We start from the raw sequence: 25,976 nt of genomic DNA, 5'->3' as shown, positions 1-25,976 counted from the left end.
GGCTGTGACTGGAACATCTGCCGCCCTCACTCCGCCGGCCGACGCCATACCGCCGGTACGCCACCCCGAGGCGCCCGCCCCCGGCGAGCTGCTCGGCGCGCACTACGAGCACTGCTTCGGCTGCGGCGGCGGCCAGCCCCACGGACTTCACCTGGCCGCGCGGGCCGGCGAGGGCGTCACCGTCACGGCCGAGTTCACCGTGACCCCGGACCACCAGGGCGCGCCCGGCCTCGCCCACGGCGGCGTCCTGGCCACCGCGCTCGACGAGACCCTCGGCTCGCTGAACTGGCTGCTCCGGGTCATCGCCGTGACCGGCCGCCTGGAGACCGACTACGTGCGCCCCGTGCCGGTCGGCACCGTGCTGCACCTGGAGGCCGAGGTCACCGCCGTCAGCGGCCGCAAGATCTACTCCACCGCCACCGGCCGGATCGGCGGGCCGGACGGCCCGGTCGCCGTCCGCGGCTACGCCCTCTTCATCGAGGTCAAGGTGGACCACTTCATCGACAACGGCCGGCCGGAGGAGATCCAGGCCGCCATGTCCGACCCCGACCAGGTCCGGCGCGCCCGCGCCTTCGAGGTGAACCCCTGATGCGCAACCCTGTCGACGTACTCATCCGCCGCGTGGACCCGGAGGTGCCGATCCCGGCCTACGGGCACCCGGGCGACGCCGGGGTCGACCTGGTCACCACCGAGGCGGCCGAGCTGGCCCCCGGCGAGCGCGCCGTGCTGCCCACCGGCATCTCGATCGCCCTGCCGGACGGCTACGCCGCCTTCGTGCACCCCCGCTCCGGTCTGGCCGCCCGCTGCGGCCTGGCGCTCGTGAATGCCCCGGGGACGGTGGATGCCGGGTACCGTGGGGAGATCAAGGTGATCGTGGTCAATCTGGATCCGCGCGAGAGCGTGCGATTCGAACGGTTCGACCGGATTGCCCAACTGGTCGTCCAGCAGGTCGAGAAGGTGCGCTTCCACGAGGTCGCGGAGCTTCCCGGCTCGGCGCGGGCCGAGGGGGGCTTCGGGTCCACCGGCGGTCATGCCGCCGTGGACGGCACAACGGGTGGGAATCGATACGCTTCGGTCGTATCCGACCGGGAAGGACAGTGACGTGTTCGGACGTCGCAAGAAGAGCGGTGCCGCTGTGGACGCAGCGGGCGAGGCCGAGCAGGTCGTCGATGAGGTGAACCCCGGTGACGAGGCTGCATCGGCCGACGCGGAGCAGCCGCGCCGGGTGAACCTTCCGCCGGCGCCCCGGCCCGACGGTCCCTGGGACATTTCCGAGGTCACCCGGCCCGAGGAGGGCCGTGTGGACCTCGGCGGCATCTTCGTGCCCGGAGTCGAGGGCATGGAGCTGCGGGTGGAGGTGGCGGGCGACGCGATCGTCGCGGCCACCGTCGTACTGCGTGACAGCGCCGTGCAGCTGCAGGCGTTCGCCGCGCCCAAGAAGGAAGGCATCTGGGGCGAGGTCCGCGAGGAGATCGCCTCCGGCATCACCCAGCAGGGCGGTGTCGTCGACGAGGTCGAGGGCCCCCTCGGCTGGGAGCTGCGGGCCCAGGTCCCGGTGCAGCTGCCGGACGGCAACAGCGGCGTGCAGCTGGTGCGCTTCGTCGGCGTCGACGGGCCCCGCTGGTTCCTGCGCGGCGTGATCTCCGGGCAGGGAGCGGTGCAGCCCGAGGCCGCGGGCCTGCTGGAGCAGATCGTCCGCGACACCGTCGTGGTCCGCGGCGAAGGCCCGATGGCCCCGCGCGACCCGATCGTCCTGAAGCTGCCCAACGACGCCCAGATGGTGCCCGAGGGTGTGCAGCAGGAGGAGCAGGAGACCTCGCGGTTCTCCGGCGGCATGGGCCAGCTCCAGCGCGGACCGGAGATCACCGAGGTCCGCTGACCCCCGAGTTCCGTACGGCCGGTGGGCCGCGTCCCGTCCCCCGGGAGGCGGCCCACCGGCCGTTTGTCGTCCGCACGCCATTCCGGCGCGATCCCTGGCCCCGGGCGGTGTCGAACGCACATACTGGCTGGGACAGGGGATCAAGGGGGGACAGGACATGAACGAGAGCTCCGGCGCGCTGTCCGGCGCCACTGCGGTGGCGGACCCGGCCGACGGACCGATGGTCCGCGTCGAGGACCTGCGTCGCTCCTACGGGACGGGCGAGGCGGCCGTGCACGCCCTGCGCGGCGTCTCCTTCGAGATCCCGCGCGGCGAGCTGGTCGCCCTCAAGGGCCGCTCCGGCTCCGGCAAGACCACGCTGCTCAACCTGGTCGGCGGCCTGGACACCCCCGACGGCGGCCGGATCACGGTCGGCGGGACCGACCTCGCGGAGCTCGGCGAGGACGGGCTGCTCGAGCTGCGCCGGGACCGCATCGGCTTCATCTTCCAGTCCTTCGGCCTGATCCCGATCCTCTCCGCCGCGGAGAACGTCGGCGTACCGATGCGGCTGCGCAAGGCAGACCCCAAGGAGCGCGAGGAGCGGGTGGCCCTGCTGCTCGCCCTGGTCGGTCTCGCCGACCACGCCGCCCAGCGGCCCGGCGAACTCTCCGGCGGTCAGCAGCAGCGCGTCGCCATCGCCCGCGCCCTGGCGAACCGGCCGTCCCTGCTGATAGCCGACGAGCCGACCGGCCAGCTGGACGCCGAGACCGGCCTCGCGGTCATGCAGCTGCTCCGCGCGGTGGTGCGCAGCGAGGGCGTGACGGCCCTCGTCGCCACGCACGACGCGCAGCTCCTGGGCCTGGCGGACCGGGTCCTGGAACTGCGCGACGGCGAGATCATCGAGCACTGACGCTCGGAAGTACCGGGCGGCGGCTCAGAGGTCCGTCGGGGGCTCCGCCATCACCTCGCGGACCTCGATCGGCATGTTGATCGGCCGGCCGCCGGGCCCGGGCGCCGCCGAGACCTCCGCCGCGATCTCGATCGCCCGATCGGCCGTGTCGACGTCCACGATCCACCAGCCCGCCAGGAACTCCTTCGTCTCGGCGAAGGGGCCGTCGGTGACCAGCGGCGAGCCGTCCGCACCGGCCTTCACGATCCGTGCGGTGTCGGGCATCGCCAGCCCCTGCGCGTCCACCAGCTCACCGGCGGCCGCGAGCTTCTCGTTCGTGGTCTTCATGAACGCGATGTGCGCCCCGATCTCCTCCGGCTGCCACTCGCCGATCTGCGGGACGTCCAGGGTCTGCGAGCTGAACTGCATCAGCAGCATGTACTTCATCGTGTGCTCCTCGGGTCGTGTGACGGTGCCGCCACGTTCCTTCCACCCTGAGGTCGGAGCCGCCACCGCGTTCTCGACATCGGAATTCTCGCGATCCGAATCCTCGGCATCAGAATCCCGTCAAGGACGTCCCGAGGCTCGCTCACGCGTACGGAACGTCCCATGTGCTGGACGTATGGTCGTCCCATGGGACGCGGCAAGCTTCGGATCTACCTCGGTGCGGCACCGGGCGTCGGCAAGACGTACGCGATGCTCGCCGAGGCGCACCGACGCGTGGAACGCGGTACCGACTGCGTCGTCGCCTTCGTGGAGCACCACGACCGGCCGCGCACCGAGGTACTGCTGCACGGCCTGGAGCAGACGCCGCGCCGGAGCCTCGAGCACCGCGGCGCCGTGTTCACCGAGATGGACGTGGACGCCGTCCTCGCCCGCCGTCCCGCCGTCGCGCTGGTGGACGAACTCGCCCACACCAACGTGCCCGGCTCGCGGAACGCCAAGCGCTGGCAGGACGTCGCGGAACTGCTCGCCGCCGGCATCGACGTCATATCCACGGTCAACATCCAACATCTGGAGTCCCTCGGCGACGTCGTCGAGTCGATCACCGGCGTACGGCAGCGCGAGACCGTCCCGGACGAGGTCGTCCGGCGCGCGGACCAGATCGAGCTTGTCGACATGTCGCCCCAGGCGCTGCGCCGCCGCATGGCGCACGGCAACGTCTACAAGCCCGACAAGGTCGACGCGGCCCTCTCCAACTACTTCCGCCCCGGCAACCTCACCGCCCTGCGCGAGCTGGCCCTGCTCTGGACCGCCGACCGGGTCGACGAGTACCTCCAGCAGTACCGCGGCGAGCACGGCATCCGCTCCACCTGGCAGGCCCGCGAACGGATCGTCGTCGGCCTCACCGGCGGCCCCGAGGGCCGCACGCTGATACGCAGGGCCGCCCGGCTCGCCGAGAAGGGCGCGGGCGGCGAGGTCCTGGCCGTCTACATCTCCCGCAGCGACGGACTGACCTCCGCCTCCCCGAAGGAGCTGACGGTCCAGCGCACCCTCGTTGAGGACTTGGGCGGCACCTTCCACCACGTCATCGGCGACGACATACCGGCCGCACTGCTGGAGTTCGCCCGCGGCGTCAACGCCACCCAGATCGTCCTCGGCTCCAGCCGCCGCCGGACCTGGCAGTACATCCTCGGACCCGGAGTCGGCGCCACCGTCGCCCGCGAGTCCGGCCCGGACCTCGACGTCCACATCGTCACCCACGAAGAGGTCGCCAAGGGCCGCGGGCTGCCCGTCGCCCGCGGCGGCCGGCTCGGCCGCTCCCGGCGGATCGCCGGCTGGCTCGTCGGCGTCGGCGGCCCGGCGCTGCTCACGCTGCTGCTCACCCACATCGACGCCAACCTCGGCCTCGCCAACGACATGCTGCTGTTCCTGGCGCTGAACGTGGCCGCGGCCCTGCTCGGCGGGCTGTGGCCGGCCCTGGCCTCCGCCGCCCTGGGCTCCGTGCTCTTGAACTGGTTCTTCACCCCGCCGATCCACCGGATCACCATCGCCGACCCGCTGAACATCGTCGCCATCGCGGTCTTCTTCGGCGTCGCCGTCTCGGTCGCCTCCGTCGTCGACCTCGCCGCCCGCCGCACCCACCAGGCCGCCCGGCTGCGCGCCGAGTCGGAGACGCTCTCCCTGCTCGCCGGCAGCGTGCTGCGCGGCGAGCAGACCCTCGAAGCGCTCCTTGAGCGGGTCCGGGAGACCTTCTCCATGGACTCCGTCGCCCTCCTGGAACGGGCCGGCGACGTCGACCCGTGGGTCCGCGCCGGCAGCGTCGGGCCCCACCCGGCCGAGCGCCCCGAGGACGCCGACGTCGACATGCCCGTCGACGACCACCTCGCGCTCGCGCTGACCGGCCGCGTGCTGCCCGCCGAGGACCGCCGGGTGCTCGGCGCCTTCGCCGCCCAGGCCGCCGTGGTGCTCGACCGGCAGCGCCTCGTCGGCGAGGCCGAGGAGGCCCGCAAGCTGGCCGAGGGCAACAAGATCCGTACCTCGCTGCTCGCCGCCGTCAGCCACGACCTGCGCACCCCGCTCGCCGGCATCAAGGCCGCCGTCTCCTCGCTCCGCTCCGACGACGTCGAGTGGTCCGAGGACGACGTCGCGGCGCTCCTGGAGGGCATCGAGGACGGCGCCGACCGGCTCGACCATCTTGTCGGCAACCTCCTCGACATGTCCCGGCTCCAGACCGGCACGGTCACCCCGCTGATCCGGGCCATCGACCTCGACGAGGTCGTACCGATGGCGCTCGGCGGGGTCCCGGACGGCAGCGCCGAGCTGGACGTCCCGGAGACACTGCCGATGGTCCAGGTCGACAAGGGCCTCCTGGAGCGGGCCGTCGCCAACATCGTCGAGAATGCCGTCAAGTACAGCCCCGACGGCATTCCCGTCATGGTCGCCGCCAGCGCGCTCGGCGACCGCGTCGAGCTGCGCGTCGTGGACCGCGGCCCCGGAGTCCCCGACGAGAGCAAGGACGGCATCTTCGAGCCGTTCCAGCGCTTCGGCGACGCGCCCCGCGGCGCCGGCGTCGGGCTCGGCCTCGCCGTCGCCCGCGGCTTCGTTGAGGCCATGGGCGGCACGATCACGGCCGAGGACACCCCCGGCGGCGGACTCACCATGGTCCTCACCCTCCGCGCGGCGCGCGGCGCCCCGCCGGACCCCACCGCCCGGGCGGACACCGCCGCCCCGGCCGACCCCACCGCCCACGCCGCCCCCTGACGCCCGCGCGGGGCCCGCAGCACGCAGCACACACCCTCCGGCAGAAAGCAGGTAGCCCTTCATGACCCGGGTCCTCGTGGTCGACGACGAACCGCAGATCGTCCGCGCCCTGGTGATCAACCTCAAGGCGCGCAAGTACGAGGTGGACGCCGCGCCCGACGGCGCTACCGCGCTCCGCCTCGCCGCCGAACGCCACCCGGATGTCGTCGTCCTCGACCTGGGCCTGCCGGACATGGACGGCGTCGAGGTCATCAAGGGCCTGCGCGGCTGGACCCGGGTACCGATCCTGGTGCTGTCCGCCCGGCACACCTCCGACGAGAAGGTCGAGGCGCTGGACGCCGGCGCCGACGACTACGTCACCAAGCCCTTCGGCATGGACGAACTCCTCGCCCGCCTCCGCGCCGCCGTCCGCCGCGCCGAGCCGGTCGGTGGGGCCGAGGACGGGGCCGTACTCGTCGAGACCACCGGGTTCAGCGTCGACCTCGCGGCGAAGAAGGTGCAGAAGGACGGCAAGGACGTCCGGCTCACGCCCACCGAATGGCACCTGCTGGAGGTGCTGGTGCGCAACAGCGGCCGGCTGGTCAGCCAGAAGCAGCTGCTCCAGGAGGTCTGGGGACCCTCGTACGGCACCGAGACGAACTACCTGCGGGTCTACATGGCGCAGCTGCGCCGCAAGCTGGAGGCGGACCCCTCGCACCCGCGCCACTTCGTCACCGAGCCGGGCATGGGCTACCGCTTCGAGCACTGATGCGATTGGGGGCCGCGTCGGCGCGGCCCGGTAGGCTTTCTGTATGAGTGCTGCACCGCGAACGGAGAAGCCGGCCGGACGGTTCCGCCGGATGCTCGACCGCCTGTCCACCTCGCAGGAGGAGCTGGAGTCCGAGGAGCTCCAGGAGGACACCCAGGCGTCCGGGTGCACGCCCATCTCCGCCTGCTCCGACCGTCAGATCGTCAAGGTGACTGGTACCTTGCGCACGGTCACGCTGCGTCCCCGGGCCGGCGTGCCCGCGCTGGAGGCCGAGCTGTTCGACGGCACGGCGCCGCTGGACGTCGTATGGCTGGGCCGGCGGTCCATCGTGGGCATCGAACCGGGCCGCAAGCTGATCGCCTCCGGCCGGATCTCCTTGAGCCACGGCCGGCGGGTCCTCTTCAACCCCAAATACGAGCTCCGACCGCTCGGACAGGAGTAGCCGGTGACGTCCCTCGACAAGCCGCCGACCGACAAGCCGACGACGGATCAGCACGACCCGACCCCGGCCTCGAAGGAGGTCACGGAGGCCGCGCTGTTCGAGGCGTTCGGCGGCCTGCGCGGCATGATCGAGACGGTCGTGCCGGGGCTGCTCTTCGTCACGATCTACACGATCAACAAGAACCTGCAGCTCTCGGCGATCGCGGCGCTCGCCGTCTCGCTGGTCCTCGTCGTGGTCCGGCTGATCCGCCGGGACACGGTGAAGCACGCCTTCAGCGGCGTCTTCGGCGTGGCCTTCGGCGTCGTCTTCGCGATGATGACGGGCAACGCCAAGGACTTCTACCTGCCCGGCATGCTGTACACGCTCGGGCTCGCCCTCGCGTACATCATCACGACGCTGGCGGGCGTGCCCCTGATCGGCGTGATCCTCGGCCCGGTCTTCAAGGAGAACCTCTCCTGGCGGACCCGCAACCCCGGCCGCAAGAAGGCGTACGCCAAGGCGAGTTGGGCCTGGGGCCTGATCCTGCTGGCGAAGTGCGCGATCCTCTTCCCGCTGTACTGGTGGGCGGACACCACCCAGCTGGGCTGGGTCCTGGTCGCCCTGAAGATCCCGCCGTTCCTGCTGGCCGTCTACCTGACCTGGGTCTTCCTCGCGAAGGCCCCGGCGCCGATCGACGTCTTCGCCGAGATGGAGGCGGAGGAGCAGGCCGAGAAGGCCCGCAAGGCCGCCGCGGCGCAGGCCGCGCAGCAGCACCCGGAGGCGTAGCGCCTCGGCGTTGTGCAGACGAAGGGGCCCGGGGAAGCGAATCCGCTTCCCCGGGCCCCTTTCCCGTACGCGCCGCTACTCCGCCGTGGTGCCCTCGCGGCGCACCGACAGCAGGTCCTCCAGCTGCTCCTCGCGCGCCTGGGCCGCGACGAACAGCAGCTCGTCGCCCGCCTCCAGCGTCTCCTCGGCGCTCGGGGTGAGCACCCGGGAGCCGCGGATGATGGTGACCAGCGAGGTGTCCTGCGGCCAGGCGACGTCGCCGACCTGCGTGCCCGCGATCGCCGACTCCGGCGGCAGCGTCAGCTCCACCAGGTTCGCGTCGCCGTGGCTGAAGCGCAGCAGCCGGACGAGGTCGCCGACGCTCACCGCCTCCTCCACCAGGGCCGACATCAGGCGCGGAGTCGACACGGCGACGTCCACGCCCCAGGACTCGTTGAACAGCCACTCGTTCTTCGGGTTGTTCACCCGGGCGACCACCCGCGGCACGCCGTACTCGGTCTTCGCGAGCAGCGAGACGACCAGGTTGACCTTGTCATCGCCGGTCGCCGCGATGACGACGTTGCAGCGCTGCAGCGCCGCCTCGTCCAGCGAGGTGATCTCACAGGCGTCGGCCAGCAGCCACTCCGCCTGCGGTACCCGCTCCACCGAGATGGCGGTGGGCGCCTTGTCGATCAGGAGCACCTCGTGCCCGTTCTCCAGCAGCTCGCCCGCGATGGAACGGCCCACCGCACCCGCGCCCGCAATAGCGACACGCATCAGTGACCGCCCTCCTCGGGCCCCGCGGCGAACGCCGCCTCGACCTTCTCGATCTCGTCCGTACGCATCATCACGTGCACGAGGTCGCCCTCCTGCAGCACCGTCTGCGACGTCGGCAGAATCGCTTCGCCCAAGCGGGTGAGGAAGGCCACGCGCACGCCGGTCTCCTCCTGCAGGCGGCTGACCTTGTGGCCGATCCACTCCGTCGAGGTGTGCACCTCGGCGAGCTGGACGCCGCCGCTCGGGTCTCGCCACAGCGGCTCCGCGCCGGACGGGAGCAGTCGCCGCAGCATCTGGTCCGCGGTCCACCGGACCGTCGCGACCGTCGGAATGCCCAGGCGCTGGTAGACCTCGGCGCGCCGGGGGTCGTAGATCCGCGCCGCGACGTTCTCGATGCCGAACATCTCGCGGGCGACCCGCGCCGCGATGATGTTGGAGTTGTCGCCGCTGCTCACCGCAGCGAAGGCGCCGGCCTCCTCGATGCCCGCCTCGCGCAGCGTGTCCTGGTCGAACCCGACGCCGGTGACGCGACGGCCGCCGAACCCGGAGCCGAGACGGCGAAAAGCCGTCGGGTCCTGGTCCACGACCGCGACGGTGTGCCCCTGCTGTTCCAGGGTCTGCGCGAGAGCGGCTCCCACTCGCCCGCAGCCCATGATGACGATGTGCACGTCCCCTTACCCCGCACTCCTGATCGCCCTGCTGACCTGCGAATACACCCTGCTCACAACTTTCCTCGCCCGACTTGCCCGGGCCGCGGCGGGCAACGACCGGCCGTGCTGCCCGGTCCGAGCTTATGCGGCAACCCCATTCGGGACCGCATCCGCGGTGCTGGAGCGGGAGATTCCGTGCGCATCGGGGGTGCGCCTGGGCACGGCGGATTTCGAACGCTTACGATCCTCTGCGTGCCCAAACTGACCGACGTGCCCAAACGGATCCTGATCGGGCGGGCCCTGCGCAGCGACAAGCTCGGGGAAACGCTCCTTCCGAAGCGCATCGCCCTCCCCGTCTTCGCCTCCGACCCGCTGTCCTCGGTGGCGTACGCCCCGGGCGAGGTCCTGCTCGTCCTGTCGATCGCGGGGCTCTCGGCGTACCACTTCAGCCCGTGGATCGCGCTGGCCGTCGTCGTCCTGATGTTCACGGTCGTCGCCTCGTACCGGCAGAACGTGCACGCGTACCCGAGCGGCGGCGGCGACTACGAGGTCGCCAACACGAACCTGGGCCCGAAGGCCGGACTGACCGTCGCGAGCGCCCTGCTCGTCGACTACGTCCTCACCGTCGCCGTCTCCATCTCCTCCGGAGTGGAGAACCTCGGTTCGGCCATCCCGTTCGTGGTGGAGAACAAGGTCCTCTGCGCGATCGTGATCATCGTGCTGCTGACGCTGATGAACCTGCGCGGCGTGAAGGAGTCGGGCAGCCTGTTCGCCATCCCGACGTACATCTTCGTCGCCGGCGTCTTCATCATGATCGCCTGGGGCGCGTACCGGGGCATCGTCCTCGGCGACACCATGATGGCGCCCACCGCCGACTTCGAGATCAAGCCCGAGCACGCCGGCCTGTCCGGCTTCGCGCTGGTCTTCCTGCTGCTGCGCGCCTTCTCCTCCGGCTGTGCGGCCCTCACCGGCGTCGAGGCGATCTCCAACGGCGTCCCCGCCTTCCGCAAGCCGAAGTCGAAGAACGCGGCGACCACCCTCGCCCTGATGGGCGGCCTGGCCGTCACCATGTTCTGCGGCATCATCTTCCTGGCCATGGCCACGGACGTGCGGATGGCCGAGAACCCCGCCACGGACCTGATCAGCAACGGCAAGCCGGTCGGCGAGAGCTACGTCCAGGACCCGGTGATCTCCCAGGTCGCCGCCGCGGTCTTCGGCGACGGCACCTTCTTCTTCGTCGTGCTCGCCGCGGCCACGGCCCTCGTCCTGTTCCTCGCCGCGAACACGGCGTACAACGGCTTCCCCCTGCTCGGCTCGATCCTCGCCCAGGACCGCTACCTGCCGCGCCAGCTGCACACCCGCGGCGACCGCCTCGCGTTCTCCAACGGCATCGTGCTGCTGGCCGGCGCGGCGATCCTGCTGGTGTGGGTGTACGGCGCCGACTCGACCAAGCTGATCCAGCTGTACATCGTCGGCGTCTTCGTCTCCTTCACGCTCAGCCAGACCGGCATGGTCCGGCACTGGAACCGGCACCTGAAGACCGAGAAGGACCCGGCCAAGCGCCGCCACATGATCCGCTCCCGCGCGATCAACGCCTTCGGCGCCTTCTTCACCGGCCTGGTCCTGGTCGTCGTCCTCGCCACGAAGTTCACCCACGGCGCCTGGGTCGCGCTGCTCGGCATGGTGATCTTCTACGTGACGATGACCGCGATCCGGCGCCACTACGACGGGGTCGCCGACGAGATCGCGGCGGCCGAGGAGCGCCCGGACGAGTACGTCCGCCCCTCGCGCGTCCGGTCCGTCGTGCTCGTCTCCAAGCTGCACAAGCCCACGCTGCGCGCGCTCGCGTACGCCAAGCTGATGCACGCCGACGAGCTGGAGGCGCTGAGCGTCAACGTCGACCCGGCCGAGACCAAGGCCCTCAAGGCGGAGTGGGAGCGGCGCGGCATCAACGTACCGCTCAAGATCCTCGACTCGCCGTACCGCGAGATCACCCGGCCGGTCATCGAGTACGTGAAGAACGTCCGCCGGGACAGCCCGCGCGACGCGGTGATGGTCTACATCCCCGAGTACGTCGTCGGCCACTGGTACGAGCACCTGCTGCACAACCAGAGCGCGCTGCGGCTGAAGGGCCGGCTGCTGTTCACACCGGGCGTGATGGTGACATCGGTCCCGTACCAGCTGCGGTCCTCCGAGCTGGCGAAGAAGCGGGCGCGCAAGCGCCAGGAGTGGAACGCGCCGGGATCGGTCCGGCGCGGCCCGGTCGAGAAGGGCGCGAAGGAACCGGCCGGAAAGAGCAACTAGACTGGTGGGCTGCCGTAACAACGGCAGCCCACCTTTCTCTTCTCTGGAGCCCCCGATCATGCAGAACGCCCCCGCAGATTCGCTGATCGGGCAGGAGTACGAGGTCGAGGTCGGACCGGTGGCCCACGGCGGCCACTGCATCGCCCGCACCGAGGCGGGCCGGGTCCTGTTCGTCCGGCACGCGCTGCCGGGGGAGCGGGTCGTCGCCCGGGTCACCGAGGGCGAGTCGACCTCGCGGTTCCTGCGCGCCGACGCGGTCGAGATCCTGCAGCCCTCGAAGGACCGGGTCGAGGCCCCGTGCCCCTTCGCCGGTCCCGGCAAGTGTGGCGGCTGCGACTGGCAGCACGCCAAGCCGGGCGCGCAGCGCCGGCTCAAGGGCGAGGTCATCGCCGAGCAGCTCCAGCGGCTGGCGGGCCTCACCCCGGAGGAGGCCGGCTGGGACGGCACGGTCATGCCGGCCGAGGGCGACAAGCTCCCGGCGGGCGAGGTCCCGCAGTGGCGCACCCGCGTCCAGTACGCGGTCGACGCCGAGGGCCACGCGGGCCTGCGCCGGCACCGCTCGCACGAGGTCGAGGTGATCGACCACTGCATGATCGCGGCGGAGGGCGTCAGCGAACTGGGCATCGAGAAGCGCACCTGGGAGGGCATGGCCTCGATCGAGGCGATCGCCGCGACGGGCTCGCAGGACCGCCAGGTCATCCTGACCCCGCGGCCTGGCGCCCGCCTCCCCATCGTCGAACTCGACAAGCCGGTCTCGGTCCTGCGCGTGGGCGAAAAGGACAAGGCGATCCACCGCGTCCACGGCCGGGACTTCGTCCGCGAACGTGCCGACGACCGCACGTACCGCGTCGGCGGGGGCGGCTTTTGGCAGGTCCACCCGAAGGCCGCGCAGACGCTCATGCTCGCCGTCATGCAGGGCCTGACGCCGCGCAAGGGCGACACGGCCCTGGACCTCTACTGCGGCGTCGGCCTGTTCGCCGGCGCGATCGCGGACCGCGTCGGCGACAAGGGCGCGGTGCTCGGCATCGAGTCCGGCAAGCGCGCGGTGGAGGACGCCCGGCACAACCTGGCCGCGTACGACCGCGTCCGCATCGAGCAGGGCAAGGTCGAGCAGGTCCTCCCGCGCACCCGCATCACGGACGTCGACCTGATCGTCCTCGACCCGCCCCGCGCCGGCGCCGGCAAGGACACGGTCCACCACCTCGCGAGCCTCGGCGCGCGGCGCATCGCCTACGTGGCCTGCGACCCGGCCGCCCTGGCCCGCGACCTGGCCTACTTCCGCGACGGCGGCTACCGCGTCCGCACCCTGCGGGCCTTCGACCTGTTCCCGATGACGCACCACGTGGAGTGCGTGGCGATTCTGGAGCCTGCTGAAAAGGGCCGCTGACCTGCTGTTTCTCTGAGAGTGCATTATGGGCGTTACGTGCGTTAGGTGCGATATCTTGACGCATATTCGACGCACGTGACGCACGTTTGACGCACGAACGGCGCAGTTTCTGATGAGTCGTCATGCGTGGTTTGGTGGCCGCCGGGCAGAGCGTTCCTTTCCGCCATGGCACCAACCGCTGTACAGCTCCTTCGTCTTCGGGATCTTTGAATCAACGCCCCTGTTCGACTTCCTTCCCCGTCAGGAGCCTGTACTCAATCGCGGGAAATTCGGGTTCAGCATCATCTGGCGAGATGATGCTGCCGAGCCAACCGAGGAAGAATGCTGCCGGCACGGCAATCAGGCCTGGGGTCTGGAACGGAAACCAGTCGAAGCTCGCCTCCGGCCACAGCGCGTATTCGGTCCCGGACACGCTGGGAGAGAAGAACATGAGGACGGTGCAGAGCAGCAGTCCTCCGTAGACGGACCACAGAAGCCCCTTGTGATTGAAACTGCGCCAGAAGAACGAGTAGACCAGCGGGGGGAAGACGCACGACGCCGCGACGCTCATCGAGAAGGTGACCAGGAAGTCGACCGGGTATCGATGGGTGGCGGCGGACAGCGACAGGCCCACGACGCACAGGACGACAACGGCCAGACGGAGTACCAGCACTTCTCCGGTGTCGGTGCGGGAGTGCTTGCTTCGCCCGAAGACATCGTGGGCGAAGGAGACGGCGGCAGCGAAGGCCACACTGGTCGTGGTCGAAAGGACGGCCAGGAAGACGACACACGCCATGGCGGTGATGAGCGCAACGCGCCCTGTCGAGCCGTCACCGAGTACGCCCGAGGCCAGCAGGATCGGGGACGACTGTCCATTGCCGTCGACCGCGCCGATGACCTTACTGCCCACCACGGCCGCTGCCGCGAAGCCCGTCGTGATCAGGAGCAGGGCGAACACACCGACCAGTCCCACGGCGATGCTGACGGATCGTCGCGCCGAGCGCCCGTTGCGGGACGCGCTGACGCGCAGCAGCAGATGAGGCGCCACGGCCGTGCCGAGGATCAGGACCATGTGGTCGCCGAACGAGTTGAGCGGTCCGAGACCTTCTGTGTACGGCCACAGCCCCGGGCTCAAGTACGCATCAGGCGCCACGCTGTTGTTCACCGCGGCGGACAGCAGACTTCCGGGGTCCCAGGCGAATTTCCCGAGAGCCAGCAACGTGAGCACCGCCAGCGTCACCAACGTGATGGGCACCTTGACGACGTGCAGGAGGCTGGTGCCTCGCAGATCGGCCACGGCGGCGAAGCAGGCGACGAGACAACCCATCAGAACCGTGCACACGACCTGGGCCTCATCGGTCGACATGCCGATCACGAGCGCCGTGCTGATGCCGGCCGCGCGCAGCTGGATCAGGAGAAGGGGGATCGCGATGGTCAGTGTCACGATGGCCGCGGCGATGCGCGGCGCTGTTCCCGATGCGCGCAGGGAGAAGAGGTCACCGAGGGTGTAGCGGCCGCTGTTGCGTACCTTCTGGGACATCAGCATCGTCACCCCGAGGGTGATCAGGATGTCGACGGCATACCCGAATCCGTCGTAGCCGAACAGCGTGATGGCCCCGGGGATCGCCAACAGGGTGACGGCCGAGATCTGCTCGCCGGCCATGGCGAACCCGTTGAAAACCGGGGAGAGGGACCGGTCGGCGATGTAGAGCCGCTCCGGGTGGTCCTCCTGCGTGACGACGTTGAAGACCCACAGGAGAGACAGCCCGATGAAGACCAGAAAGGCAACGATCACCGGGCCTCTGGCATCGGAACCGATCGGGTCGACCTGGGCCGAGCTCAGGACGTGCAGGGTCATCCGCCCCACCGCCAGGAATCGTCGGCGGAAGAAGCATCCGACGTTCCGGCCTGGGGAAGGCCGGACGTCAGGGACTGTTCGATGGGATCGCACGAACGCGTCGATCGGTGCTCGTGCCACCACGTGGAGGCGACGAACAGGCCGCCTTGCAGCAGGCCCCACAGCACGCCCAGCGTGAGCCGGCCGTACACCGGCGCCGAGGCAACGTCCGTGAAGGGAAACACCAGGATGCCGACGGTGAGGGGAACGGCATTGACGACGAGGAATGTGAGCTGGGCACGATGCACGGCTGTGCGGAGACTTTCCCCGCGGTGCAACCGCGGGGAATCTCCCGGAAGACGGGGTGTCGGTGGGCGACCGGGGGGAGTCGGGGCGAAGTAGGAGTGCACGGAACCTTCCTGAATGGCAATCGGATCTGATGTCCCCTTGGCACCGGGCCTGGTCAGTTCACCGGGGCCGCGCCGCGTCGAGCGTTCCGCCGGCTTCCGTTGATCAGGTCGTTGAAACGGTCGACGGCCCAGATGGTCCGCAGCCCTGGAGCGCCCATCATCACGGGGCGTCCGAACTTCGGCTTCTTCATCCAGAGCGCCTTCAGGTCCTCGTGCTTCTCTCCTCCGTCCACGATGTGGTCGGCGATGAGCGAGCCGAGGTACGGCGCCTGGGCCAGGCCGTGGCCATTGCAGGCCACCGAGTAGAAGACGTTGTCGTCGATGTTGCCGGCGAGCGGAAGCCAAGACGTCGTGATCCCGATCCATCCGCCCCAGGCCCGAGCGGCCGCGACGTCGGCCAGCGCGGGGAAGCGGGTTTCGAAGCCGCGTGCGAGGTCGGCGACGACTGCCTCGTCCGGCTTCCTCAGGGGAAGCGGGTAGCTCTTCCCCCGCTGGATCCGACGGACTCCGAACACGATGGTGTTGCGCGGGGTCAGCCGGTAGTTCTCCATGAAGTTGTGCTGGGTCACCACCCCCGACCGGCTGGTCCAGCCGAGCGCGGCCAGGCGCGCGGGATCGATGGGCTCGGTCTCCACCTCGGTGACCCAGATCGGCACGGACAGTCGCTTCGGAGTGATCGACAGCTCGCCGCCGAAGGCGTTCGTCGCGAGCACCAGCTTGTTCGCGCGCACCTCACCGCCGGATGTCTTGATGGTGACGTGACCGCCGCCCCGCGTGATGTCGGTGACCCTCGTCCGTTCGAAGACCCGGGCACTCGACGCGAGGACGGCGCGGCGGATGCCCAGGCTGAACTTGCCGGGGTTCATCATCCCGCCGACGGACTCGCGGAAACCGCCGAGGAATCCGCGGGGGATGCCGAGCTCCGCGCTCGTGCCGAGTTCGACCTTCGCGCCGGCCTTCTGCAGGATCTTGGTGACGCGACGCACGCGGCCCATCTGTCCACGGGACACCGCGGCGCAGACGTTGCCCGTGGCTTCGTAGTCGCAGTCGATGCCCAGGCGTTCGATCAGGTGCTCCACGAAGTGCGCGGAGTTCTCGGCGAACCGGACGATGCCGGGGAACTTCTTGGGGTAGAGGAGGTTCAGGAACTGGATGTCGCCGCCCGGGGCGCCCGCCAGCTGCCCGGCGTTGCGCGAAGCGGAGCCGTGGCCGCAGAACTCGGCCTCGAGGAGCACCACGTCCTGGCCGCGCTCGGCCAGCCGCAGCGCCGTCGACATGCCCGCCAGGCCGCCGCCCACCACCGCGACCTCACAGGTGACGTCCTGGTTCAGGGGGGACCGGACGTCGCCGGGTGCGTCGACCCATCCGCTGAAGGTGGTGTACTCGACGTTGTTCGTCTTCATTTCTCGCTGCTCCTATGCGGTGGTCAGGGGTACGGCGGCGGCCGGTGGTCGGCCGTCAGGTCAGCCGGCGCTTGAGGATCTTTCCGGTGGCGGTCATCGGCAGGCTCGGCACGAACTCGACGATGCGGGGGTACTTGTAGGAGGCCATCTGCTCCTTGCCCCAGGCGACGAGCTCGTCGGCGGCGATGGTGGCGTCCTTCTTGAGGATCACGACGGCCTTGATCTCTTCGCCGTGGCTGTCGTGCGGAACGCCGATGACCGCCGCCAGGCTCACCGCGGGATGGGTGGCCAGTACCTCCTCGACCTCGCGGGGGTAGACGTTGAAACCACCGCGGATGATGAGGTCCTTCGCGCGGTCGACGATGTAGTAGAAGCCGTCGTCGTCCCGTCGTGCGAGGTCTCCGGTGCGGAACCAGCCGTCGCGGATCACCTCGGCCGTCGCCTCGGGGCGGTTGTAGTAGCCCTTCATGACGTTGTGGCCTCTGATCGCGATCTCGCCGACCTCCCCGGCCTCGGCGATCTCCGTCCAGTCCGGTCGGATCAGCTTCAGCCGCACACCCCAGATCGGGAGCCCGATCGAGCCCGGCCGGTTGCCGAGCCGGGGGTCGCTGAACGTGGCGACGGGCGACGTCTCCGACAGCCCGTACCCTTCGAGCACCTTGATGCCGAGGCGCTGCTCGACCTGGTTGATGATCTCGGCCGGCAAGGCCGCCCCGCCGGAGATCCCGATCCGGAGGTTGCCGGCGATCCGGTGGACGTCGATGTCGTCGGTGAGGGCGTTGAGCAATCCCCACCACATCGTCGGAACACCGGCGAAGAACGTGATGACCTCGCGGTTCATCAGCTCGACCACCTCGCGCGCCTGGAAGCGCGGCACGAGGTGCAAGGTCGCCGCGACCGAGAACCCCGCGTGCATCTGCACCGTCGCGCCGAAGGTGTGGAACAGGGGAAGGCACACCACGTGGCTGTCGGCGGCCGGTTCGTTGCGGAACAGCCGGTTGTTCGCCAGCACGTTCATCATCGTGTTCGCGTGGGAGAGTTCGGCGCCCTTGGCCTGGCCCGTCGTTCCCGACGTGTACAGGATGACCGCGGTGTCGGTCGGCTCTCTGACCACCGACTCGAACACGGGGCTCATGCCGGCGAGTGCCTGACCGAGCGTCTCGGTGCCGGCGATCGGGCTGGGCGCTTCCTGATCGGCGGTGATGACGAAGAAGTGCTCGACCGTTCCGACCGCTTCGTATCCGGCATGACCTTCCGCGGCCATGGCCAGCTCCGGAGTTCCCTCGAAGCAGAAGTACGCCGAGACGTCCGCGTCGTTCAGGTGGTAGGCGATCTCGCGGCCCTTGAGCAGGACGTTGAGCGGGACCACGACCGCTCCGGCCTTGAGCACGCCGTAGTAGACGATGGGGAACCACGGCAGATTGGGGCAGCTGAGTGCGACCTTGTCGCCGGGCTGGATCCCCCGGGACACCAGCAGGTTGGCGACCTGGTTCGCTGCCGCGTCGACCTGGCGGTAGGTCAGCCGGTTCGAGCCGAGCACGAGTGCGTCCCGGTCCGGGAACGTGCGGGCGGAGTCTTCGAGGAGGGTCGAGAGGTTCAGCATGGTGGTTCTCCAGCGGCTCTGGGTTGGGTCATCGGGCGATCTCGGCGGCTGAGTCCGGGGACGTCAGCTCTCAGCCGCTGCGTCCTTCGCCCGAATCCCGGTCACGACAGCGGCGCGTTTCACAGCGGAAGGTCCGGCGAGTCGACGCCGACCACCCGGTCGCCGCAAAACACACGCACCGACTCGGCGGGGCCGTGACCGCCGATTCCGGCCGGTCCCCAGAAGCCCTGTGCGGAGTCGTCGCCGAGGTCGGCGATCTTCGCGCCGTTGACCCGGACCTCGCCGGACAGCACGCGCGAGCCGACCTCGATCGCACGCTCGACGTCGCCGCCGAACACGTATGCGTCGAGTCCCGAGGGGTGGGCGTTCGCGATGCGCAGCGCCTCCTCGTCGGAGTCGACGGCGTGCAGGGACACGATGGGACCGAACAATTCCGCGGTCGCCTTCGCCGCGTCGGCCCCGGCGGCGACGGTCGGCGAGAGGAAGAATCCGCCGAGATCCGGCAGCCGGGCCGGCTGGTGGACGGTCGCTCCGAGGGCGCGCAGTCCCTCGATCCGGCTCTCCAGCGTCGCGAAGTGCGGTGCGTTCGAGATCGGGCCGAGCTCGGCGCTCTCGTCCAGCGAGTGACCGACCGCGACCTTGGCGATGCGCTCGGTCAGCGCTTCGAGCAGCGGTCCCACCAGGCTCCGGTGGGCGAGCACCTTGCCCGGTCCCTCGCACCACTGACCGTTCAGCTTGGTCATTCCCTCGAAGATGCCGTCGGCGGCGACCTCGACGTCGGCGTCGTTCAGGACCAGCGCGGGGTTGTTGCCGCCGAGCTCCAGCTGAAGGACCTTGAAGTCCTCCGCGGCGGCGCGGGCGATCGCCCGTCCGGCGGCCGGGCCACCGGTGAACGACACGATCTTGATCCGCGGGTCTCCGGTCAGCGCGGCGCCCATGTCACCGCAGCCGTGTACGAGCTGCAGGGCGCCGGAGGGCAGTCCGGCTTCGACGAAGCACTCGACGATGATCTGGGCGCTGCCCGGAGCGTGCTCCGACGGCTTCAGGATCACCGGGCAGCCTGCCGCGACCGCGCTCACGACCTTCGCCGCGGGGATGAAGCTCGGGCCGTTCCACGGGGTGAGGATCGCGGCCGGCCCCCACGGGACCTTGTACAGGCGGACGTCGCGGCCGCCCGCCGCCAGCGCCCGTACGCGGGGGATGCTCAGCAGGTCCGCCGCCGTCGCCCGGATCCTGGCGGGCAGGAAGGCCGCCACCTTCCGCGTGACGCCGACCGGCACACCACTGGTCAGGGAATCCGCGCGGGCGATGTCCTCGGCCCGGGTCTCGACGAGCGCGGCGACGCGTTCCAGCATGTCCGCGCGCTCGCGACGGGCCTCGTCGTCCCATCGGCCGACGCTGTACGTGCGCTCCGCGTGCCGCAACGCCCGTTCGACGTCTCCGGGGCCGGTCGTGACCATGCGGTGCACCGGTTCCCGGGTGTTGGGGTCGACGTTCCATTCGTCGCGAATGGTTTCGCATTCGCTCCAGTCGTCCGCGATGTAGTTCACCGGCTGGGGAATCGCCGTCTCGCCGCTCGACATGTGAGTCACCTCTGCATCCGTGTTCATCAGGCCTGGAGGTCGACGACGATGCGGGTCACGTCACCGCTGCGCATCGCCTTGAAGCCCTCGTTGATCTCGCCGAACGGGATGACCTGCGTGACCATCTCGTCGAGCAGCAGCCGCCCCTGCTGGTACAGGCGCGCGAGCTGGGTGATGTCCTGGCGTACCTGTCCCGAGCCCATGTACGAGCCGATGAGGCGCTTCTCGCCGAAGAAGAAGTCCGAGGCGGGCAGCGTGAGTTCGGTGCCGACCGGGGCGATGCCCACCAGGCACGCGGTGCCGGTCGCCCGCAGCACCGACAGGGCCGTGGCCGCGGTGCGCGCCGAGCCGACGGCCTCGAAGGAGTAGTCGACCCCGTCGCCCAGCAGGTTCCGCACCTCCGCGGCGACGTCCTCGGCGCTCCCGTTCACGACGTGGGTCGCGCCGTAGCCGCGGGCGGCCTTCAGCCGCGCGTCGTCCAGGTCGATCGCGACGACGGCCGAAGCCCCAGCGAGCCTGGCTCCCTGGATGATGGCCGACCCGATGCCGCCGCAGCCGATCACCGCGACCGTGCTTCCCGGGCGTACTTGGGCGCCGCGGAAGACGGCGCCCACGCCGGTGATGACACAGCACGCCAGGAGACACCCCACGTGCAGCGGCACGTCGTCATCCAGCTTCACCAGCGCGTTCTCCCGCAGGAGGGTGTGCCGGGAGAACGCGCCGACGTCGCCGAGCCGCTCGACCGGCCGGCCGTCCGCCAGCCGGAAGGCGGGCCGCGGGCGACGCCGGACCTCCTCGACCCGCAGGCACTGCGTCGACCAGCCCGCCTCGCAGTTGACGCACAAGCCGCACGACGGCGTCAGCGCCCCGACCACGCGGTCGCCCGGGCGCAGCCCGGTCACCGCGGAACCGACCGCCTCGACCACGCCGGCCACTTCGTGGCCCACCACCACCGGCAGTCCGGTCGGCACCGTTCCGGTCATGTAGTGCAGGTCGCTGTGGCACAGGCCCACGTTCGTGACCGCGACGCGCACCTCGCCGGGCTCGGGATCGTCCACATGGATCGCGGTCATCTCGAGCGGTTCGTTCACCGCGGTGAGCACCGCGGCCTCTGTGTCGATCATGTCTTCTCCTCTGTCGTTCCTTGCGGGCTTGGGCCGTACCGACCTCTGTCCCCGCAGCTACTTGCCGGCGCCCTTCGCGGTCCAGAAGCCGTCGATGCCGGCGCTGAACACCCCGCTCTCCCAGGCCCGCTGCGCGGCGACGTCCTCTCGGGCGAAGGCCTGCTCGATCTCGTCGAGCCGCGGCCGCAGGAGCGCGAGGTGAAGCGCCGTCGTGTTGTTCTCCGGCGTCCACTCGAAGATCAAGTCGATGGCGCGGTCGACCAGTTCGCCGGGCGCGACGATCTCGTCCAGGAGACCGATCCGCAGGGCCTCCTCGGCGCCGATCCGCGGCGAGCCGAGGACCATGCGCATCGCGTGGTTCCGGACGAGCCGGGTCAGCAGCAGGCTCGACGCGTTCGAGATCGTGATGCCCCGGCCGTTCTCCGGCTGGTAGTACTCCGTCGCCGGAGTTCCGATCCGCGCGTCGCAGCAGAGTGTGATCTCCGAGGCGCCGCCCACGGCCAGACCGTTCACCGCCGCGACGACGGGAACCCGCGTCTGGACGATGGCCCGGGTGATGTCGTGGAAGCTCTCGACGGCCGTGCGGACCTCCGCGTACGAGGTCGGTACGGACCGGAGGTCCTCGCCCGCGGAGAACGCCCGGCCCTCGCCGGTGAGCACGATCCCGCGCACGTTCTCACCGGTGCCGGCTTCCCGGACAGCGCTCGCCAGCCGTAGCCGCGTGGCGACGTCCAGGGCGTTCAGCTTCTCCGGACGGCGCAGGGTCAGTACGGCCACACCTCGGACGAGGTCGATGCCGAGGAAGTCCGCGGACGTGGACGGGGTGGCGGGTGTGCCGTCGGTCCTGCGTCGGGCGCCCAGGTCGAAGCTGACGCCGGGCTCGGTCGCGGCGCGGGCCTTGAGCGCGGGCTTGGACACGCGCTCGGACGGTGTCCGCGGGAAGTCGGTGACGAACTCGACGTAACGCGGCACCTTGAAGCGGGCGAGCTGTCGGCCGGCCCGCTCGACGATCCGTGCAGCAGTCGTACGGTCGGCCGCCACCCCGGCGGCGAGCTGGACGTAGGCCTTGACCTCTTCGCCGAACGTCTCGTCCGGTTCGGCGACGACCGCGGTGGCCAAGACCACGTCGTCCCGTTCGAGGGCGGCCTCGACCTCGGCACTCGCGATGTTCTCGCCGCCCCGGCGCACCATGTCCTTGATCCGACCGACCAGCTGAATGCCGCCGTCCGGCCGGCGGACGACCACATCGCCGGTGTGCAGCCAGCCGTCCCGCAGCACCTTGGCGGTGTCTTCCGGACGGTTCCAGTAGCCGAGCATCAGCGGCTTGCCCGAGACGATCAGCTCACCGGGCTCGCCGTCGGGCACGTCGGCGCCCTGCGGATCGACCACCCTGACCTGCTTCGTCGGCGCCGGAAGCCCCAGGCTCCCGCTCCCCACGGCATCGACGTCATCGACGGAGCTGAACAGGTCGACGCCCGACTCGGTCATGCCGTAGATCTCCCGCCACGGCGCGCCCCAGCGTTCCTCCAGCTGCGCGTGGATCCCGACCGGAACACCGGAACAGAGCACCAGGCGCACCTGGTTGTCCAGGTCGTCGGGGCTCGGCGGCTGCTTGAACAGCAGCGTCGGCATGGACCCGAGCACGTAGAAGAAGGTCGCGCGGTGGCGGCGGACATCGGCGAAGAAGCCCGACGCGGAGAACCGGGGCAGGACGACCAGCGGGGCCCCGATCGTCAGGGCGAGCGCGGTGTTCCACTGCGGATCCATGTACGAGAACGGCTGCGCGGTGAGCAGGACGTCGTCGGACCCGAGGCCGGTCAGCGCGGCGCAGGTCCAGCCCAGCCGCACCCAGTAGTCGTGGGTGAGCATGCACGCCTTGGGGAAGCCGGTGGTGCCCGACGTGTACTGCAGGTTCGCGAGGGTCTCGGCGGTGGGGCGCACCGCCGGAGCGGTCGCCGGGAAGGGCGCGGACCCGTCCGCGGCGACGTCGACGATGCGCAGGTCCGCCAACTCGGCTTCGGCTTCGGTGACTTCCTTCAGGAGGCCGGCCCGCTCGTGGTCGGTGAACACGACCCGCGCTCCCGAATCCCGCAGGAGGAACGTGAGATCCGCCCGCTTGTACGAGGAGTTGACCGGCACGGCCACAGCCCCGGCCTTCAGCGCGGACAGCCACACGACCGGCCAGTGCACGACGTTCGGAAGCATGATCGCCACGCGGTCGCCGGCCTGGACGCCGTCCACTTCTATCAGTCGATGCGCCAGCCTGGAGGTCCAGGAGTCGATCTCGGCAAAGGTCCAGGAATCGTCCCCGAAGCGCAGGAACTCCCGATCGGGTGATCCCTGCGCGCGCTCGGAAAGCAGCCCGGTCAGCGTCGCGGTGTGCGGGTCCTCTCCCATCTGCTCGGGCCGGACGGCCGGCTGCGGATGGCGAGAGGTTGCCTTTCCCTCTCGCTGACGTGATTTCTTCATGACCACGACTGCTTTCTCTGCATGGGACGTTCTCCTCGGTCATCTGCCTCGATCGCGGTCGGGAATTCCATCGCCGACCGCGATCGAGGATCCTCAGGCGTCTACGCGGCTCTGTTCGCCCAGGTCCGGCTCCGTAGCGGCCGACTCGTTGTGGTTGTGCAGGGCGCGGTAGGCGAAGTAGTACGTGAACAGCTGGAAACCCCAGGTGCTCAGCGCGCCGACGTAGAAGAGGGTGTGCGCAGCGTCGTCGCCCGGGATATGGACGAAGTCGTAGGTCGCGGCGATGACGCATGCGGCAGCGGTCGCCAGGGCGGTGCCCACGGACCATCCCTTCGCGCCGATCGCCCAGAGCCGCCTCATGAAATAGATGAGGAAGAGAGTGGTCAGGACATTGACCACGATGAGGGAGACCGCGACCCCGACACCCAGCCGCTCACCGAAGAGCAGCAGGGAGAGCCCGACCGCGGCAGCGAACGCGAAGACCCCGACATCCGTTCCCACGGACGGCTTGTACCGATGCGTCACACGCATCAGGCCCATCACGAGAATCAGGGTGATGCCGACCGACCGGGAGAACTGGTCGAAGAAGTACGCGACGGTGTACATGAAGCTGTTCTCGTCGGCTCCCACTACCGCGTAGACGAGGAAGTTCGACCCGGAGGTGGCAACGATGATCCATTCGAGCCCGAGAAGGTAGTTCCCGTAGCGCCGAATGAATTTGATTCCGAAGGTGAATCCGGCGAAGATCATCCAGACGTCGGCCAGCAGGAAGAGCAGGTCCTTGAGTTCCATCTTTTTCCTCGGTTCCTGATGATCGGGTCAGATCGTCGTGGGCAGGCCTGAGTCGATCGAGGTGTAGTCGTCCCGCTTGAGCAGGTCATGGGGATCGGACATCTGGCCGGCGACTTCGACCCAGCCGAGGTAGTGCTCCGAAGACCAGTCGAGGGCTCGCTGGATCTCTTCCGGGAGCTTTCGGATCTGCTCCAGGCTGTACGTGAGGAAGTGGTTTTCCTCGGTGCGCAGGAAGGCGAGATCCCAGCCCATCGACAGGCCGAAACGATGACTTTCCGTGGTCGTGTTCTCACCGCCGCCGTGATACGTCGATCCGATCCAGATGAGCGCGGAACCCGCCTTCATCTCGGTGGAGATCGTCTCCTCGTACCGGGGCGCCCGGTGGTCGTCCCAGAGGTGGGAACCGGGAATCACCAGCGTCCCGCCGTTCTCCGCGGTGAAATCGCTGACCGCGACCATGATCTGCACCCGGGCTTCGCGCTGGTAGTCCGGATGCCTCCACAGCCAGACGGAATCGTCGCGGTGGAGCGGCTGCGCACCCTGGCCGGGACCGATCTTGATGGCCATCGTGCCGCCGATGTGCATGCCCGCGGGAGCCGGCACCGCCTCTTCTCCGAAGAAGACGTTGAGCGGCTTGTTGAGAATGAGCTCGGCGACCCGGTGGTACAGCGGGTTCAGCGCCACGGTGACCATGTGCTCGGTCTTCGCGAACAGACCGCTCGCCCGGCGGGTGCGGTTGCCGGCGAACACCTCGTCGTGTCCCGTGTCCACCGCGTCGAGCACGGGATCCAGATCGTTCTTGAGACCCGCGATCGTCGTGTCGTCGAAGAGCCCTTCGACGATCACCCCGCCGTCTCGCAGGATGATCTCGACTGCCTCTTCGGGGGTCGTGTCGGCAGTGATCCGACAGAGTCCTGAGGTCGACATGGCAATTCCTTCCAGTCAGGACCGGCGACCACATCACGCCTCCGCAATGCGGTGAGCTTCATGCTGCTGCATCATGGTCACTCGATCAAGTCAAATGACTAACTTCTTTTACGGGGGAGCCGCTGCACGCGTCGATGCAGGTAGAGCCGCCTGTTAGCCTGGTTGTCGACTTGATCAATCGTCCAACTTCGACAGGGGGCACCTGTGGCACGCGTACCGACGGCCGAGCGACGCAACGATCTGGTGAACGCCGCCATCCAAGTGATCGCGACCCATGGCGTCGACGGCGCGACGACTCGCCGGATCGCCGAGAAGGCGAAGGCCCCGCTGGCGACGCTGCACTACTGCTTCCAGACCAAGGAGCTGCTGTTCGCAGCCGTTTTCGAGAAGTTGGCGGAGCGATACCGTGAGGTTCTGATCGAGAGCGATGTGCACGGCGACGTCGCCGTGTCCGCCCGCGCGATGCTCCGCGGACTCATGAACTGGTACCTCGAGTCCCCTACCGACGCGTCCGTGACCATCGAGCTGATCAGTTGGGCGCAGCGCCAGGAAGCGCATCCGGCCGTGACCGTGTACAGCGAGGCGGTCAATGTCGCGCGATCGATCCTCGCGAGAGCGGCCTCCGGACAGGACATCGCGCCCGAGATGATCGACCGGATCGCCTACGTCATCGGTGCCCTTTCGGACGGCTTCGCCGTGAACTGGCTGACGTACGCGGATCGTTCCCGGGCCGCCGAGCAGGCGGAGATCGTCGTCGACGTGCTCGACGCGTGGCTGGCCGCGAAGCTCGCCTGATCACAAGCAATCCGGCGAACCCAAGTGCGTCCGCCGGCGAGCCCGCGAGCG

The 25,976-nt window shown here is 69.6% G+C and carries 23 protein-coding genes; 11 read left to right on the top strand and 12 right to left on the bottom strand.

What is annotated here, in order from left to right; genetic code table 11:
• The first annotated feature begins 4 nt into the window (after nt 1-4).
• The 4 genes from R2D22_RS09545 to R2D22_RS09530 all read left to right on the top strand — a co-directional run bounded on the left by R2D22_RS09545 (nt 5) and on the right by R2D22_RS09530 (nt 2,768).
• Nucleotides 5-589: a PaaI family thioesterase gene (locus tag R2D22_RS09545; RefSeq protein WP_318102654.1), complete on the top strand. Its 585-nt coding sequence runs from the start codon at nt 5-7 to the stop codon at nt 587-589.
• Nucleotides 589-1,101 (top strand): dUTP diphosphatase, encoded by a 513-nt coding sequence (gene dut / locus R2D22_RS09540; protein ID WP_318102653.1) that lies wholly within the window; start codon nt 589-591, stop codon nt 1,099-1,101. The genes R2D22_RS09545 and dut overlap by 1 nt, the downstream gene beginning before the upstream one ends.
• A gap of 1 nt (nt 1,102) precedes the next feature.
• Complete coding sequence (locus tag R2D22_RS09535) at nt 1,103-1,879, top strand: DUF3710 domain-containing protein (protein WP_318102652.1); 777 nt, start codon at nt 1,103-1,105, stop codon at nt 1,877-1,879.
• Between the two features lie 157 nt (nt 1,880-2,036).
• A complete protein-coding gene (locus R2D22_RS09530; protein WP_318102651.1) occupies nt 2,037-2,768 on the top strand; it encodes an ABC transporter ATP-binding protein in 732 nt (243 codons plus the stop codon).
• A 24-nt stretch (nt 2,769-2,792) separates the two neighbouring features.
• Here the strand turns inward: R2D22_RS09530 and R2D22_RS09525 are convergent, their stop codons facing one another.
• Nucleotides 2,793-3,194, bottom strand: coding sequence for a YciI family protein (locus tag R2D22_RS09525; RefSeq protein WP_318102650.1), 402 nt, complete (start codon nt 3,192-3,194; stop codon nt 2,793-2,795).
• 186 nt (nt 3,195-3,380) lie between these two features.
• Here R2D22_RS09525 and R2D22_RS09520 point away from each other — a divergent pair, with 186 nt between their 5' ends.
• The 4 genes from R2D22_RS09520 to R2D22_RS09505 all read left to right on the top strand — a co-directional run bounded on the left by R2D22_RS09520 (nt 3,381) and on the right by R2D22_RS09505 (nt 7,906).
• Nucleotides 3,381-5,951, top strand: coding sequence for a sensor histidine kinase KdpD (locus tag R2D22_RS09520; RefSeq protein ID WP_318102649.1), 2,571 nt, complete (start codon nt 3,381-3,383; stop codon nt 5,949-5,951).
• Nucleotides 5,952-6,012: 61 nt separating this feature from the next.
• Entirely contained in the window at nt 6,013-6,699 is a 687-nt protein-coding gene (locus tag R2D22_RS09515; protein ID WP_318102648.1) for a response regulator, read from the top strand.
• A gap of 43 nt (nt 6,700-6,742) precedes the next feature.
• Entirely contained in the window at nt 6,743-7,141 is a 399-nt protein-coding gene (locus R2D22_RS09510; protein ID WP_318102647.1) for an OB-fold nucleic acid binding domain-containing protein, read from the top strand.
• Between the two features lie 3 nt (nt 7,142-7,144).
• Nucleotides 7,145-7,906 carry a DUF3159 domain-containing protein gene (locus tag R2D22_RS09505; protein WP_318102646.1) on the top strand — a complete coding sequence of 254 codons (762 nt, stop codon included), beginning with the start codon at nt 7,145-7,147 and terminating at the stop codon, nt 7,904-7,906.
• 75 nt (nt 7,907-7,981) lie between these two features.
• Here R2D22_RS09505 and R2D22_RS09500 read toward each other — a convergent pair whose 3' ends face one another.
• On the bottom strand, nt 7,982-8,662 hold the full coding sequence (locus R2D22_RS09500) for a potassium channel family protein (RefSeq protein WP_318102645.1): 681 nt from the start codon (nt 8,660-8,662) through the stop codon (nt 7,982-7,984).
• The gene (locus R2D22_RS09495) at nt 8,662-9,330 is read right to left on the bottom strand and encodes a potassium channel family protein (protein WP_318102644.1); all 669 of its coding nucleotides are present in this window, start codon (nt 9,328-9,330) and stop codon (nt 8,662-8,664) included. Before R2D22_RS09495 ends, R2D22_RS09500 begins: the two co-directional genes overlap by 1 nt.
• A 234-nt stretch (nt 9,331-9,564) precedes the next feature.
• Here R2D22_RS09495 and R2D22_RS09490 point away from each other — a divergent pair, with 234 nt between their 5' ends.
• Nucleotides 9,565-11,616 (top strand): APC family permease, encoded by a 2,052-nt coding sequence (locus R2D22_RS09490; RefSeq protein ID WP_318102643.1) that lies wholly within the window; start codon nt 9,565-9,567, stop codon nt 11,614-11,616.
• Nucleotides 11,617-11,674: 58 nt separating this feature from the next.
• Nucleotides 11,675-13,003 carry a class I SAM-dependent RNA methyltransferase gene (locus tag R2D22_RS09485; RefSeq protein WP_318102642.1) on the top strand — a complete coding sequence of 443 codons (1,329 nt, stop codon included), beginning with the start codon at nt 11,675-11,677 and terminating at the stop codon, nt 13,001-13,003.
• 211 nt (nt 13,004-13,214) lie between these two features.
• On the opposite strand, the gene R2D22_RS09480 is transcribed toward R2D22_RS09485, so the two are convergent.
• The 9 genes from R2D22_RS09480 to R2D22_RS09440 form a co-directional block, all read right to left on the bottom strand.
• Nucleotides 13,215-14,840: a sodium:solute symporter family transporter gene (locus R2D22_RS09480; protein WP_318102641.1), complete on the bottom strand. Its 1,626-nt coding sequence runs from the start codon at nt 14,838-14,840 to the stop codon at nt 13,215-13,217.
• Complete coding sequence (locus R2D22_RS09475; protein WP_318102640.1) at nt 14,837-15,127, bottom strand: DUF485 domain-containing protein; 291 nt, start codon at nt 15,125-15,127, stop codon at nt 14,837-14,839. Before R2D22_RS09475 ends, R2D22_RS09480 begins: the two co-directional genes overlap by 4 nt.
• Before the next feature lie 155 nt (nt 15,128-15,282).
• Nucleotides 15,283-16,632 carry an NAD(P)/FAD-dependent oxidoreductase gene (locus tag R2D22_RS09470; protein WP_318102639.1) on the bottom strand — a complete coding sequence of 450 codons (1,350 nt, stop codon included), beginning with the start codon at nt 16,630-16,632 and terminating at the stop codon, nt 15,283-15,285.
• 55 nt (nt 16,633-16,687) lie between these two features.
• The gene (locus tag R2D22_RS09465) at nt 16,688-18,235 is read right to left on the bottom strand and encodes a long-chain-fatty-acid--CoA ligase (RefSeq protein ID WP_318102638.1); all 1,548 of its coding nucleotides are present in this window, start codon (nt 18,233-18,235) and stop codon (nt 16,688-16,690) included.
• 119 nt (nt 18,236-18,354) lie between these two features.
• A complete protein-coding gene (locus R2D22_RS09460; RefSeq protein ID WP_318102637.1) occupies nt 18,355-19,818 on the bottom strand; it encodes an aldehyde dehydrogenase family protein in 1,464 nt (487 codons plus the stop codon).
• Between the two features lie 26 nt (nt 19,819-19,844).
• The gene (locus R2D22_RS09455) at nt 19,845-20,942 is read right to left on the bottom strand and encodes a Zn-dependent alcohol dehydrogenase (protein WP_318102636.1); all 1,098 of its coding nucleotides are present in this window, start codon (nt 20,940-20,942) and stop codon (nt 19,845-19,847) included.
• 57 nt (nt 20,943-20,999) lie between these two features.
• A complete protein-coding gene (locus tag R2D22_RS09450; RefSeq protein WP_318102635.1) occupies nt 21,000-23,339 on the bottom strand; it encodes an AMP-binding protein in 2,340 nt (779 codons plus the stop codon).
• Nucleotides 23,340-23,504: 165 nt separating this feature from the next.
• Entirely contained in the window at nt 23,505-24,203 is a 699-nt protein-coding gene (locus R2D22_RS09445; RefSeq protein WP_318102634.1) for a transporter, read from the bottom strand.
• A 27-nt stretch (nt 24,204-24,230) separates the two neighbouring features.
• Nucleotides 24,231-25,130 (bottom strand): phytanoyl-CoA dioxygenase family protein, encoded by a 900-nt coding sequence (locus tag R2D22_RS09440; protein ID WP_318102633.1) that lies wholly within the window; start codon nt 25,128-25,130, stop codon nt 24,231-24,233.
• Between the two features lie 204 nt (nt 25,131-25,334).
• Here R2D22_RS09440 and R2D22_RS09435 point away from each other — a divergent pair, with 204 nt between their 5' ends.
• Complete coding sequence (locus R2D22_RS09435; protein ID WP_318102632.1) at nt 25,335-25,925, top strand: TetR/AcrR family transcriptional regulator; 591 nt, start codon at nt 25,335-25,337, stop codon at nt 25,923-25,925.
• Nucleotides 25,926-25,976 lie beyond the last annotated feature (51 nt).

The sequence above is a fragment of the Streptomyces sp. HUAS YS2 genome (assembly GCF_033343995.1).
GTDB classification, from domain to species: domain Bacteria; phylum Actinomycetota; class Actinomycetes; order Streptomycetales; family Streptomycetaceae; genus Streptomyces; species Streptomyces solicathayae.
The sequence above is the reverse complement of the archived record's forward strand: the minus strand, read 5'-3'. Positions and strand labels throughout refer to the sequence as shown.

Coding starts and splice junctions, on each gene's coding strand:
- R2D22_RS09510 (WP_318102647.1), top strand. CDS start 6,743: ATGAGTGCTGCACCGCGAACGGAGAAGCCGGCCGGACGGTTCCGCCGG.
- R2D22_RS09530 (WP_318102651.1), top strand. CDS start 2,037: ATGAACGAGAGCTCCGGCGCGCTGTCCGGCGCCACTGCGGTGGCGGAC.
- R2D22_RS09445 (WP_318102634.1), bottom strand. CDS start 24,203: ATGGAACTCAAGGACCTGCTCTTCCTGCTGGCCGACGTCTGGATGATC.
- R2D22_RS09480 (WP_318102641.1), bottom strand. CDS start 14,840: ATGACCCTGCACGTCCTGAGCTCGGCCCAGGTCGACCCGATCGGTTCC.
- R2D22_RS09520 (WP_318102649.1), top strand. CDS start 3,381: ATGGGACGCGGCAAGCTTCGGATCTACCTCGGTGCGGCACCGGGCGTC.
- R2D22_RS09470 (WP_318102639.1), bottom strand. CDS start 16,632: ATGAAGACGAACAACGTCGAGTACACCACCTTCAGCGGATGGGTCGAC.
- R2D22_RS09485 (WP_318102642.1), top strand. CDS start 11,675: ATGCAGAACGCCCCCGCAGATTCGCTGATCGGGCAGGAGTACGAGGTC.
- R2D22_RS09450 (WP_318102635.1), bottom strand. CDS start 23,339: ATGGGAGAGGACCCGCACACCGCGACGCTGACCGGGCTGCTTTCCGAG.
- R2D22_RS09440 (WP_318102633.1), bottom strand. CDS start 25,130: ATGTCGACCTCAGGACTCTGTCGGATCACTGCCGACACGACCCCCGAA.
- R2D22_RS09455 (WP_318102636.1), bottom strand. CDS start 20,942: ATGATCGACACAGAGGCCGCGGTGCTCACCGCGGTGAACGAACCGCTC.
- R2D22_RS09525 (WP_318102650.1), bottom strand. CDS start 3,194: ATGAAGTACATGCTGCTGATGCAGTTCAGCTCGCAGACCCTGGACGTC.
- R2D22_RS09460 (WP_318102637.1), bottom strand. CDS start 19,818: ATGTCGAGCGGCGAGACGGCGATTCCCCAGCCGGTGAACTACATCGCG.
- dut (WP_318102653.1), top strand. CDS start 589: ATGCGCAACCCTGTCGACGTACTCATCCGCCGCGTGGACCCGGAGGTG.
- R2D22_RS09465 (WP_318102638.1), bottom strand. CDS start 18,235: ATGCTGAACCTCTCGACCCTCCTCGAAGACTCCGCCCGCACGTTCCCG.
- R2D22_RS09515 (WP_318102648.1), top strand. CDS start 6,013: ATGACCCGGGTCCTCGTGGTCGACGACGAACCGCAGATCGTCCGCGCC.
- R2D22_RS09500 (WP_318102645.1), bottom strand. CDS start 8,662: ATGCGTGTCGCTATTGCGGGCGCGGGTGCGGTGGGCCGTTCCATCGCG.